Annotated in this window: 5 protein-coding genes; 2 read left to right on the forward strand and 3 right to left on the reverse strand. The window is 58.4% G+C overall.

Translation table 11 applies throughout. The annotated features are described in order from the left end of the window. Positions 1-6: 6 nt before the first annotated feature. The gene (locus U1A53_RS17550; protein WP_322282972.1) at positions 7-7,095 is read right to left on the reverse strand and encodes a DUF1800 family protein; all 7,089 of its coding nucleotides are present in this window, start codon (positions 7,093-7,095) and stop codon (positions 7-9) included. A gap of 297 nt (positions 7,096-7,392) precedes the next feature. On the opposite strand from U1A53_RS17550, the gene U1A53_RS17555 reads away from it, so the two are divergent. Together U1A53_RS17555 and U1A53_RS17560 are read left to right on the forward strand one after the other, a co-directional pair. Beyond that, entirely contained in the window at positions 7,393-9,123 is a 1,731-nt protein-coding gene (locus U1A53_RS17555; protein ID WP_322282973.1) for a hypothetical protein, read from the forward strand. Positions 9,124-9,271: 148 nt separating this feature from the next. Continuing rightward, positions 9,272-11,026 (forward strand): hypothetical protein, encoded by a 1,755-nt coding sequence (locus tag U1A53_RS17560; protein WP_322282974.1) that lies wholly within the window; start codon positions 9,272-9,274, stop codon positions 11,024-11,026. 108 nt (positions 11,027-11,134) lie between these two features. Here U1A53_RS17560 and U1A53_RS17565 read toward each other — a convergent pair whose 3' ends face one another. Together U1A53_RS17565 and U1A53_RS17570 are read right to left on the reverse strand one after the other, a co-directional pair. Further along, complete coding sequence (locus U1A53_RS17565) at positions 11,135-11,788, reverse strand: PEP-CTERM sorting domain-containing protein (protein ID WP_322282976.1); 654 nt, start codon at positions 11,786-11,788, stop codon at positions 11,135-11,137. 56 nt (positions 11,789-11,844) lie between these two features. Then, a complete protein-coding gene (locus U1A53_RS17570; protein WP_322282978.1) occupies positions 11,845-13,035 on the reverse strand; it encodes a TIGR02597 family protein in 1,191 nt (396 codons plus the stop codon). Positions 13,036-13,259 lie beyond the last annotated feature (224 nt).

Here is a 13,259-nt window from a genome sequence, read left to right on the forward strand (position 1 = left end):
GAGCGGTCAGCGCTGAATGGTGTAATCGGGACTGGTGAGAATGAGATGTATGATGGCGCGGAGGCGGTCGCGCTTTTGGGTGTCACTCGGGGTGGTGCTGCCTTGGTTATACTGCACGGCGGAAACGTGCGCGTTGGTGAGGCCGACGGGAGTGGATGCGGAAGAGCAGGTCACACCGGTGACGGTGAAGGTGCGGGCACCCGTCACTGTGACGGTGCGGGCGACGGTGGCGCTGTTGAAAGTTCCTGCTGGAGAGAAGGTTCCGGTCGTCACACCGCTGATCAGCACCGTGTCCCCGGTGTTGAGTTTGTGATCGACGGTCGTGACAACGACACACGGATTGGTGGCCGGCGTGCCGGGGCTGATCGAGGTGATGGGAGTGGCGACGAAGTTCTTGATCAAATCCTTGGCTTCGGTGGACAACTGGCCCGCCATCAAGAGAGTGCTCATCTGGTCGATCAGCGTGGCAAGGTTCTGGTTGTGCGTCCAAGGCACCGAGGTCAAGGCAGGCACGCCGAGGCCGAGATCAGCGATGGGCGCGGCGCCCATCCACGGACTGAAGTCGAGCACCAGAGCATTGGTGCCGGTCTTGAAGCTGCTGATGCCGTTGGTGTTGCCTGGATTGAAGAGGCCGTTGTAGAGGAAATTGGCCTGACGCACGGCGGTGGTTTCCGCCGTGATCTGGAACTCCGGCGTGGAGATGCCCTGGGAGGCGAGGGCGCCGGGGTATTTGTAGTCTGGCACGAAGAAGTTGAAGACGGTGGGGGAGTTCAGCGGGGTCTGCTCGAGGTCGGTGGTGGTGTTGCCCATGTTGAAGGTGCTGGGCAGGGAGCCCACGCTGCCGCTGCGTGTCAGCGGCTGGCTGACCAGCGGGAACATCCACATGCCGTTGTCCGCATCGTTGGCACCGCCCTGCGTGGCGATGGCGGCGCTGGTGAGCACGGTGAAGGTGTTCGAATCGGGCACGGATTCGACGGTGAAAACGCCGTCGGTGGGCTGTGGATTGCCGACGGTGAAGTTCTGGAAGACGGTGTCTCCGACCTCGAGATGGTGATCCGCGACTCCGCCGGTAATCCAGTCCGTGGTATCAAAGGTGATGAGCTTGTCATTGGGCGAGGCCAGGCCGGAGTTGCTCACGGTGTAAGAGCCCCGGAAGCCGGCCATGCGGACGCGGCCTGAACGGGCTGCGCCGTCCGTGGGCACGGTGATGGTGAAGGTCGTGCCGCCACCGGTGGTGCTGGTGGAGGTGACGGCGGTGTAAACACCGTCAGTGATGGCGGTGCCGGCGGGCAGTTCGAAATCCAGCCAGGCGCTGCCGCCGGCTGGCAGCCAGTGACTGCTCAGAGTGATGGTGGCCGTGGTGGAATTGGCCGCCACAGAGTAGGTGCCGGAAATGCCCGCGTTCGTGGTGCCGTTGGAGGTGCTGATGCCGACCCAGCCCTTGGCATTCACATAAAACAGGCTGCTGGTGGGGGCTGGCGTGCTGAGAACGGTGTAGGTATCCGAGTTTGGTGTGGTGTCCCCGGCCTGGAACGGTTCGACGGTGCGGGGGAAGCTCAGGTAAACCGTGTTGCCGCCCGCGAGCTTGTTGGCCATCGTGACGGCGATCACATGCGATCCGGTCTGGCTGTAGGTGCCGCTGGCTCCGTTCAGGCGGAAGGCGCGGGCGGCGTTGGCGACACGCATGACCGGCTCACGCTGCTTGCCGAAGGCGGGCTTGGTGGACTCCGCGCTGCTGCGCGCCTCGAAATCGAGCAGGATGGCCTTGATGACGGCCTGCATGTCGCCGCGCACGCCGGCACCGTTGTCATTGAACTTCTGGACGACGCGGTAGAGGTAATCACGCGAGGGATGACTGGTCACGAGGCGCTGGATGAGCTGGCGGCAGATGAAGGGGCCGACATTCGGATGATTGAAGAGCTGGTCATGCGCGACATCGAGCTCCTGGGCCGGGAGGTTCTGGTAGGCGGGATCGTTGTAATGCGTGCTGTTGTGGGTGGCGTAAGGGTCCAGTGGCTGGCCGCCCGCAGTGGTCAGACCGGTCAGAACCTCGTTGTTCAGCAGGCGCTTGGGTCCGGTGAAGTGGCGGGCGGGAACTTCGCGCATCTGACGAATCCAGTTGGTGGCGGCACCGATGGAGGTGCGGAAGGCACCATCATAGCCATAGTCCCAACCGGTGAAGACATGGGCAAAACCAACGATCTCCTGCTGGGTGTAGGTGTCGATGGGCGAGTCCTTGGAATTGAGCACCAGCGTGCCGTCCGGCCACATGCGGAACAGGCCGACGGAGAAGAGCTGCTTGATCTCACGGGCGTAGTTTTCGTTCGGAATGCGGCCGACGGTGAGATCTGGCTTGTCGTTGCGCAGCATGTCGAGGTAGCGGCCCATGGTTGGCGTGAGCGTCATGTCCTCGAGGATGACACGGAAGTTGCCGAAGGCATTGGTGGCGAGCCGGTCGTAATAATACGAAATGGCCTCCGCCCGGTTGTCCAGCGGACCTTGGGCGGAGACCACGAGGATTTCGCTCAGCGCGAAGGCGATGCGTTGACGGAGCTGGTCCGCGCCGGTGATCGAGTTGCGCCACCAGGCGTTGAAGGTGAGGGTTTCGTCAAACTGACCGCCACCGCCGCCATCTGAGAGCTCACGGGCGAGCACTTCCGGCAATTGAATGGAAGCGGCCTTGGTGAACTGGTCGTCGATCCATGCTTCGTAGCTGGCCAGGGCCTTCAGGGCCTGAATGTCCGTGATGTTGGCGCCAAACGTGGCCTGGGTGAGGAAGCGCACGGCTCCGGCATTCGTATCATGGTCATCAGTCCATGCGGGAGACGCTGGCGGGGGTGTGAAGGTGCGGGAACCGTTGGCCAGCGTGTAATTGCCACGGATTTCACCGGCCGGATACAACGCGGTGTGCAGATTGATGTAGGCTTTGCCCTGCTTGATGATTTCGATGATGTCCGCTTTTGAAAGCGTGCCCACTGCTTCGATGGTCCAATGGTGGCTGCCATCCGGCTGAGGGCCGTCGTTGGGATTCACCGGCTCCACGCCGTCGTAAACGATGGCGGAGGCATGGGTCAAATACGGATCAACATGCACATGCCAGTCGGTGAGGTCACCGGTCAGGCCGCTGTAGCTGAAATTGACGATGGCGGTGTTCTCATCCTCGCTCAGGCGCAGGGTGGAGGTGCCGACACCATTGGTGGCCGCGCCATTTTGGGAAAGCATCGAGGCGACGTAGAGCGTGCCCGGTGTGGAGCCTGGTGGCGGTGCCACATACGGCGAGAGCACGGTGCCGGGCACGATTTCAGACGGGGTATTGCCGGTCTGACCGGGCTTCAGCCAGCCCACGGCCAGATTGTCCCCGGCACCGGTTCCCGCCTTGTGCAGGACTTCCAAGTAATAGCGTTTGCCAGCCTCCAGCGCGAGCCAGGGAGACTTCTGATGCGTTTCTCCGGCGTTGTTCCATTCCTGCGCGGCTGTTCCGGTGCTGACCCACGCACGCTTGACCGAATTGACCGGCTCCGTGTCATTGGAAATCCACAACTCTGCCGCATTGCTGGCCGCGATCCAGAAGTAGTAGTTCCCGGTGAGCGGGGCGGTGATGTAACCGTGGATGCGCGCCCCGTAGTCATCGCCAAAGTCCGTGGGAGCCGTGAGCGAGGTCAGGTTCGTGGTGCCGGTGGGCGCGGTGCTGGTGGGAATCGCCGCCACGCTTGTCCCGCTGATGCCGTTCCAATGTTCACGAACGATGGTGCCTGCGGCCTCCTCCACGCGCAGATTGATCAACGAATGGCTGGTGCCTGCGGCGTTCGTGAGGGTGAGCATGATCTGGTAAAGTCCTGCGGAACCGGGAGGTGGTGTGCCGCTGAGCACACCGCCGTTGTAAGTGAGCCAGTCAGGCAGGCCGCTGACGCTGACCGAGCTGCCGTTGGTTCCCTTGATGAGGTGAGAAAAGGCACCGCCCACCAGGGCCACAGTGTCTGTTTCAATGGTGGGTGCGGCGGGCGCGGGAGCCGTACTGGCCGGATAGAGCCGCTCTGACGGGATGATCTGCTTCGGCTGGCTGGGGCTGAACCAGTAGAGCCTGCAGCGTGAGAAACCGCCACTTTCCCAGTAATCGAGCTCGATGTCGTAACGCACGCCGCCGAGCATCGGGAGGCGGACAAAACGCTCGTTGCCGTTCGAGGACCAGTCTTTGAGGGACTTGTTCACGAAATCAAAGTTCATGCTGCCCGTGCCGGTGACGTATTCGCCCGCGCCAAAGTTGACCGTGAACGAGGTGGGGGTCACCGCCGTGACCACGCGGTTGAGATTGTCGCTGACGTTGATGCTGCCGCTGCCGGAGGAGAAGAGACCCGCGCCGAAGTTCACCGTGAAGGTCGTGCTGGTGGCCGCAGTGATTTCATAGGGGAGCTGGCCCAGATTCACACTGCCGCTGGTCGGGTCCACCTCGACCGAGTCACCGACGGCAAAGCCGCCTGGTGTGACATTCGTGAGGTTCGAGTAATTGATCACCGCATCCCCGGTCACGCCGTCATAGGCATAGGTGCTGCCGTTTGCGAGCACAAGATTGCCGGTCGACGGGTCAAGCCGGACGCTTTCTCCGACCACAATGTTGCCGAGTTTCAGAATCGAATTCGTATAAGTGACGATCGTGTTGCCTGTGGTGGCGTCGTAGGAATAGGTGCTGCCGCCGCTGTTCGCCGCAGGCAGCATCTTGAGGTCCTGCACCGCACCGTTGATTTTCAGGGTGCAGCCGTCATCCGCCTGCACCACGAAGGTGTATTCTTCCGAGAACTGCGGCTGCACTTGACCGCTCCAGCGCACCGTGAAGGTGTCCGCGTTGATCAAGTTCCAATCTGGCGTTCCCGTGCCCCACAGGCCGTTGTTGCTCTCCGTCACCGCCGTGTTCGTGCCGATGCGTCCGGGCGTGTTCGAGAAAGTCGTATTCGTATAGGTCTTGTTATAGACACCGGTCGTGGTGCTCGTGGAGCGGTTCTCCAGGAAGCCGGTGGCTCCCGCGCTTTGATTTGCAGGCAGGGTGCTGCCCGTGCTGTTGAGCGTCACGGTGAATGTGTCCGCACTCGGCACAGTCACGACGCTGTAAGTGCCGCTGTAGCCGTTCGGATCGATGGTGTTCGGATTGAACAAAGTTCCGTTGGTAAAGGCCAGCGCCACTTGGTTTCCGACCGAAAGACCGTGCGCGGTCAGCGTGATCGTTGCTGTCCCGGTCGTCACCGGTGACGCGGAGCGTGTGAAGGCATATGTCATCGCCTGCGTGTGCGTGAACTGCTCCGCCTGCGGAATGTTGGCAAAGGTGCCGCCATCACGGCTCCATTGCAGCCGGCAACGTGCTTCACTGGTGGTTTCCACATGCTCCACGCGCATTTTGTAGCGCTCCGTAGGTGTTGCGGGCACCACGAGACTGTAGGAGGCGCTGATCTTGAAGGTGCCGATCGTCTCCGGCGTTGCCGCCCCATCCCAGCCATGCTCCAGAATCTCCTCGCCCGGCAGGTCGAACGTGCCGTTACGATCCAAGTCGAGCAGCACGCGGGCTTTGTCATCCGCGTCGAGTTGGAAGCGGTACGAGCCCGCCGTCGCCGGACTGAGATACATTTCAAATGTGTCGGAGTAATTGTCCGGCACATTCGTCGCCGTCGTACCTGCCGCTGCAACCACGCCCACTCCGTTCGGCGTGCCGCCCATCCATTCGTAGTCCACCGTCGGGTCCACACGTTCGATCACCGCAGGATGAGGGAAGGACTGGATGCTGAAGTTGCAGGTGCTGCTGCTGTTCGTCGGCAGGCCGGCGCCGGAGACGCTCAAAGTGAAATTTGTTCCCGGTGTGACCGCCGTGATGGTGTAATCGAGATTGTTGTAGGTCGCGCTGTTGAGGTTGCCGCCCGTGAAGGTCACCCGAACCACATGTCCCACCTGAACCGCCGGTGTCTTGGTGTACGGAATGACGATGGTCCCAGTATAGTTCGGTGATGTCCCCGATCTCGTGTAAACATAGGTGCCCGCATCGCCAAAATTCGCCGCATGCGCATAGGTGCCGCTCGAGTGGTCGTAATAGCGTGCCAGCAGCCCCATTCCGCTGGGCGCGGTCGTGTTGCTGATGATCACCGCCGCCTGCTTTTTGGTCTGATCGATCACCAGCGGGGTCGAAGTACCAGACATCCCGCCGTTCAATGTCACGATGACTGATTCCCCACCCTCCAGGGCAGAGTCGATGCCTGGACTGATGGCAATCGTCGCCGTCTTGGCTCCGGGTGCAAAATACACGGAACCTGACAAGCCGGTAAAGTCTGTCCCTGCGGTCGCGCTGCCACTCAGCGTGTAATAAACCCAGGCACCCATCAGACTTTGATTTCGCCGCAGCCTGAGCAGCCCTGCCGGCCCTCCGTCTTCGGAGGCAAATGCCGTCTCCGCCTCCACCGTCACCACATCTGGTGTCTGCAACACCTGGGTGATTTCCGCCACGTCCGAGACACCGTCGTCATTGCTGTCCGTGTCTCCTGGCACAAGGCCCAGTTTGCGCTTCACCCAGTCGGAGACGCCGTCGCCGCTGGAACTCACATCCGAGGTTTCCAGCTTGTAGAACTTCTTCGTGTCCCCAGGCGTCTGGATGGAAATCGTCGCCGCCGTCTGGTCGGTAGAGGGAATGTATTCCGTGGTGCCGCTGACCGGTGTCTGCAGCGTTTCGGCCGCCCACACCGGCCCGTTTGGTGCATCGGAACTCAGGACACGGTACTTTTTTCCTGCCTCGATTTTCGTCGTGAACACTACCGCATTGCCGACGATGATCATGTTGCCGATCTTGAAACTGTCCGTCGCCACGAAAGGGTTTGTCCCGGCGACCGCCTCCAGGCTGTTGATGAAGCCGTCGTTGTCCGTGTCACCGGCAGGATCAATGGCCCAGGCATTGAACTGCTCCTGCCAGATGTCATCCAGATCGTCAGGGCCATTGGTTTCGCCGACTGGTACTTGTCCGGCGGGCCATTTATTTTGATCAGTGACAGAGGTGGCAGAGACCAGCGTCTCCAACGAAAAAAGCATCAGCAGGAAGGTTAGAATCCTGAAATGATGGATGGGCATGGTGGTTGGAAGATATTGAATTACGGGAAAAGCCGGAATGCTTTCGGATGTTTTACTTAACTGAAAATGAATTACTCAGGCATGTTACAGAAAAACCATATTGTGAGTCAATCCAATTCAAACAGACCAGTTTTCAGCGTCGGCGTTGGAAATCAGTCTGGCCGGTAAAACGGGCAAAAAAGCCGTGACAAATGTTCCGGCGAAGGAATTTGTAACCCACGAACGCGATGCCTTTGTCTGCGCAACCAGAGTGTGTTGCTTCCGGCCTTGGAACCGAACTTGGACACTCTTCTGTAAATGCTTGATCCGATCTCCCCCAACCCTCTGGTCTCAGCAGTCAAGCGTCTGTTCTCACCCTTTGCCTGTTTTGTGTGGGTGTTGGTTTTTGTGATGCTGTATTTTGGAGTCCGGCTGGTTGAAAAAAAGTTCGACGTCGAATTGCTGGGTGGTTCCGGCCATCTGGTCGAGGATGCGAGAAAGGCGGTACAACAAAACGACTGGCCTGCGGCTTTGCAGGCCATTCAAAAAATTCCAGACGGCATTCGTCACAAGCCGGAGTTTCTTCGTGTTCTCGCTGATTATCTCAAAGGAACGCGGTCAGACCCCGCGTTGCTGTCACAAGTGATCGGCAGGCTTGCTGTACAAGGAGCGCTCAATCCAGAGGATTTCGTCTGGCTGTGCCGTGACCATCTCGCAGAGGGCAGGACACAAGCAGCACGCGAGACACTGGAACTTATTCCGGCAGCCATGCGCTCCACCCTGGCGTTTGTGGAGATGGAGCTCGCGCTCCTCAGGCAAGAAGGCAGGCAACGCGAGGCGGCTGAGATGGAACGTGGAATGTTCGAAAAGTTCGCGAATGATCCGGGAGTTGCCCTGAACAAGGCGGTCAGAGACCTTGATGGAACATTCCCGGAGATTCAGCGCTCAGCACGGGACCGCTTGTGGGAGATGGCACGGCGCGATGATGTGCATGGATTGACTGCGATACGTCTCCTGACAAAAAGGACCGGCCACACACGACAGGAGACGGAGCGACTCCTGCAATTGGCGGACAAACATCCAAGAGCCGCAGCCCCTGACAGATTGGAGATCATCTCTCTCATCATGCGATTGGTTCCGGAAAAGAGGGAAGCCCTGCTGAACGAAGAGACGGAGCGCTTCAGCCGCAAGCCGGCCGAGATAAGGCCTTTTGCCGCATGGCTGGCACGGGAAAAGGAGTTCGAAAGGATGCAAAAATTGTTGTCCAAACATGCCTCTCTGAGATCCGAGGATATGTTCATCCTCACGGCACAAGGACTGGCAGAGCAGGAGCACTGGACAACATTGTCGGAAATGCTGAAAAAGGGGCGCCAACTGCCTGTGTCCAGCGCACGTGTTGCCACATGGAGGGCGTTGATTTCCAAAAATCTCCAGCCTGACAATCTGCAGGAGACGCGCAAGCATGTGCACGAAGCCATCCGGCACGGGGCGGTGGAAAAAAATACCCTCGCCGTCCTCGGAGCCGCCCGTCTGGCGGAGGAATGGGCCATGCCTGATCTGGCGCTCGAAGCCTATCTGACGCTGGCAGAACCAGGTTCCCGGCAAGAGGTTGAACTGCTGGAAAAGTGCTGGCAGGCGGCAGCCGCCTTGAAGGATTCCAACATTCTTGAAGAGCTTGCCAGAAGACTCGCCACGTCGTGGCCGGAAAACCGTCGGTTTGTGCTGCGCTACGATTACCTGCGTCTTCTGCGTGGGGAGAAACTCGAGCTGACTGTGGCGAAATTGTCAGACGCAGATGCCCGCTTACCGGCCGCCACGGTCTTCCTGCTGGAGGCGCTCAAGGCTTACCGGATGGAGGACATGTTTCTGGTCTCCTATTTTCTGCACAGCATCAGCGAAACGGACGATCTCACCACGGGTGAAAGAGCCGTTTACGTCGGCCTGATGGCCGCCTGCGGCGAGGTTTCCGCTGCTTATCAATTGGCTGAAAAGATCCACCCCGAACTGCTGCTGGCAGGGGAAAAAGCTTTTCTGGAGAGGGCGCTCTGATTCGGCATGCCGTTGGAGGGCCGTCACGATGTTCGCCGCCGTCCTTGCCCCAGCGCCCATTTTTGTTTTGGTCGGCGATGGAAGTGGCTGTTGCCAGCCCCGTCACGAAGTGTCTATTTCATTTCGCCAGTGAATCTCCACGACTGTCATGCAATCGCCGCTCCCACCGAAACCTGAGATCTCGGAATTCGACGCCGAATCCCTGATTCCCAAGAAAGGCGGCAGCCTCTCCCATTTTGCCGTTCTGGCGTGGGTGCTGATCGGACTGGTGCTGTTGGGAATGACCTGGCTGGTGGTGCACAAGTTTGATCTCGGCAGGCTGCGCGGACCTGATTACTTCATGACGAGGGCCTGGCAGGCCATGGAGACTGGGAATCTGAGTGAAGCCTTGAGCGCGATCGAGAAGGTGCAGGGTGCCGCGCGTGGCAGGCCGGAGTTCCTCCGGCTTCTCGCTGAATACCTGAAAAAAACCGCCATCGAGCCAGCGCTCCTGGCGGATGTCCTTGAAAAGCTGGAGTCGGCAGGGAAAACACAGCCGGACGACGTGCTGTGGCTCAGCCGGGCACGCTTTGCCGCCGGGGACATGGTGAGGTCACGAGCGGCTTGGAACCGCATGCCAGCTTCCCAGCGTTCCAGCCTGATGGCGATGAAACTCAACATCGACCTGCTCCGCAAAGAGGGCAATTTTCGCGAAGCGGGAGAAGTTGAGCGGCAACTTTTCCAGCTCTTTCCCGACGAACCGGAGATCGCTTTCCGCAAAGCGGTGAAAGATCTGGACGGCACTTTCCTTGAAATTCAGCGCTCTGCCTTTGAGCGCCTCTTTAAATTGGCTTCAAACGGGGGCCAGACTGGGCTGGACGCGGTCAGAATGCTGAGCCGACGGACCGAACTGACGCTGGCCGAGGCGGAACACCTGCTGAAACTGGCGGAAACATACCCTGACATCACACCGGACGACCGGCTGATGATCGTTTCCACCCTCATGCGTCTGGATCCAGAGCAGCGTTCTAAAAGAATCGAGGCAGAAATCGAGCGCTACCGGGAGGGCGGAGCCGCCCTCTTGACACGAGTGGCTGCGTGGCTGGCTCGGGAGAAGGAGCACACTAGGGTGAGGGAACTTGTTCCGGAGGAACTCCTGCTGAAATCGTCCGATCTATTTCCCTTGGTAGTGCAGGGTTTGAGTGAACAACAAAAGTGGCAGGAGTTGATGGATCTGCTAAAAAAAGGAAAAAAACTGCCGGTTTCGAACGCCCGCGCTGCCGGCTGGAGAGCGCTAGCCTCGCGCAATTTGAATCCCACGGACGTGAAAGGAACCCGCACTCATCTGGAAGAAGCCATCCTGCTGGGGGCTGCAGAAAAGAACACCCTGGCGCTGCTGGGAGCCGCCAGTCTGGCCGAGTCTTGGAACATGACGGATCTGGCGCTTCAGGCCTGCCAGGCTCTGGCGGAGCCTGGCTCCCCCCGCGAGGTGCAGATGCTGGAGAAATGCTGGGAATTGGCCGTCATTCAGAAAGACACCTCATTGCTGACCACACTGGTCGGCAAGCTCCTGCGGCTCAGACCGGACGACCTTCAGTACTCCAACCGCCGCGACTACCTGCGCCTCCTGCGCGGGGTGGAACTCGAAACCACCCTGCCGGATGGTGGGATCTCCCCCAGGAGTGCCTCTGCCCATTTGCTGGAAGCCTTGAAAGCCTACCGAATGCATGATCTGGCCCAGGCTTCCGCCGCCCTGCGCAAGGTGCGGGACATTCAGGACTTCACCACGGGAGAAAAAGCCGTTTATGCCGGTCTGCTGGCTGTGGCTGGTGGCGAAGTCTCCCAAGCCTACCAAATCGCCGAAAAAATCCGCACCGAAAGCCTGTTGCAGGAGGAAAAAGCGTTTCTGGAGCTGGCCCGGTGATCCTTGGCTGCCGGGCTTCCTTGGTCGGGGACACTCTCCACCAAAGAAAAAGCCTGCACGGAACGAATCCGAGCAGGCTTTTTGGAAAATCCGATGAGGGAAGCTGGATCAACGACGGCGGCGAAGGACCAGAACACCGAAACCGATCAGGCCGAGCAACGAGCGGCTAGGTTCGGGAACGCCTGCAACAGTGAGTGAGGCATTGCCGGCGGAAGCGGTATTAGCAGCCCCTGGTCCTGGGCTAAGTTCGGCACCATCTTGAGTGAAAAAGCCCAACAAATAGTTGCTGGTAGGGTCAGCAGGAGTAACCCAAGCTTGAGTGCTATCAACGGCGGACCCATTTCTGTAGAAGCCATATTCAGTGCCCGCACCAATGGTCGAAGATGCCGTAGTAAGTGTGGGGAACCAAAGCAGTGCGAGCGGATCCCCTGTATTCCATCCAGAAACTGAGGAAAGGTCAAGGGCACCTGTTGTGAGATCGAGAACTCCATTGACTCCATAACTTGAAAGATCCGTTTTAAACAAGACCTTGTCATCACCTCCATTCAAGCTGCTCCCAATCGAGGTCGAAGAACCAGCCAGAATGCTGTCAAATGTGGCGTCAGTGGTGCTGGAAACAAAAAGAACAAGGCCTGTTTGAATCATGGCGGTTCCACCAGAATTCTTCAACAGGTCGCTTTGCACCAAGAAGGAAATGGATGCGTGCGATTGATAGGCTGTAAATACAGTCAACGATAAAACCAAGGCGAACAAACGGTTCATATTTTGGATGTTTAGAGCATTACGTGTTTCAGTCGAATGAAATTATCGATTATAACTCAGGGCACATAAGGTGGTTTCACGGACCACATAGCAGTCACTGGTGCTCCAGTGCTCTTTTTACGAATCACGATTCCTTTGTTCGGTCCGATTACAACGTCATCGTTAGCAATGGTTCCTGTCACACCCGATTTGCGCCAGCCGGGCCCAAGTCCCGAGGCACCTGTGAAATAATAATAGCTTGTTCCAGATGCCTTGTTCTTGCCCAAAACCGAATTGTCCCACACCAAAACTTGGTCCTGTCGCAGAGCAATCGAGTGAGATGAGCTACCTGCAAAAGCACCGGACTCAAAGAGCTTTAGCTGTGACAACGTTAACTCGGTGGCGAAGGGAAGGGCCACAGCGTTGTCTTGATCCACGGAATTGGCGATGGTTCCAAGTGGGGTTGCCAACTGAGACATCTGTACTGTGCCCGTGAACGTTAAAGAAGTAGCTGTGGCGATATTGTGTCTCACGACAAAAAAAGTGTCCGGCATCAAAACATCATCGTTGGCAAGGACGGCAGAAACCCCTGCCTTGCGCCACCCGGGCCCAGCGCCAGTAACTCCAGAAAAATAATAATAAGAAACAGGTGAGGCGAGATCAATGCCTGCGGATGTGTTGTTGGGAATCAAGATTTCTGTTTGGCGAACGGCAATAGAATGGCTGGAGCTTGGATTTACACCCGCTCCCGCTGGGAAAATTGACCCCAACGTGTCATACGGGATGACTTCCAGCGCAGTGGTTGAGTTGATGGCCGTGGTCAAATCATCGCCCGCTGTGTCCACCGTCAAAGAAGTGGCCGCATTGGAAACAACCGAGTAGTACATGCCGACCCGGGTGCCGGATTTCAAGAACACGTAATAGCGCTTGGGCTGCGTGCCTGAAACATAGACGAACTGATTGACGGTCAGGCCGGGGGTTCCCGTGAGGGCAATGACGTTGCTGGTGTCCGTGAAGGTCTCCCCATTGTCCCAGATCTGATTGCTGTTGCCGTCCGTGAACGGTTCACCGGCATCGTAGGTGCCATTGGCTGAAAGAGAGGCCGCCGTGCCGACGAACTCGGCCGAGCGCTTGAACGGGATGTATACGTACGAGTCCGAGTTGCCGGCCAAATCGACCGTGACGAACCCGGCAGGGTCGGTTTCCACTGCCTTGGAGAGGAGTGGCAGCGCGCAGAGAGCGATGAGGAATAAGCGGAGCTTGTTCATGGATTTGATTTTTTCGAGATTAGGAGGTCGGACTTTTATTGTCCAGCCCAAAGTGAGGTTGTGTTCTTCCTGTTTATACCCCGTGGACGGGGAAACGTTACATGAAATCTGGAGGTATTTTGCCCGCCTGGCCGCCGGTTCACCCCGGCAACTTCATGATTGCAGGATATGGCTAGTGGCGATACCATCCACCTGTTGTGACAAGGACCTTCAAAAATTCGCTG

It is taken from the genome of Prosthecobacter sp., assembly GCF_034366625.1.
Classification (GTDB): domain Bacteria; phylum Verrucomicrobiota; class Verrucomicrobiia; order Verrucomicrobiales; family Verrucomicrobiaceae; genus Prosthecobacter.

Coding starts and splice junctions, on each gene's coding strand:
- U1A53_RS17550 (WP_322282972.1), bottom strand. CDS start 7,095: ATGCCCATCCATCATTTCAGGATTCTAACCTTCCTGCTGATGCTTTTT.
- U1A53_RS17555 (WP_322282973.1), top strand. CDS start 7,393: ATGCTTGATCCGATCTCCCCCAACCCTCTGGTCTCAGCAGTCAAGCGT.
- U1A53_RS17560 (WP_322282974.1), top strand. CDS start 9,272: ATGCAATCGCCGCTCCCACCGAAACCTGAGATCTCGGAATTCGACGCC.
- U1A53_RS17565 (WP_322282976.1), bottom strand. CDS start 11,788: ATGAACCGTTTGTTCGCCTTGGTTTTATCGTTGACTGTATTTACAGCC.
- U1A53_RS17570 (WP_322282978.1), bottom strand. CDS start 13,035: ATGAACAAGCTCCGCTTATTCCTCATCGCTCTCTGCGCGCTGCCACTC.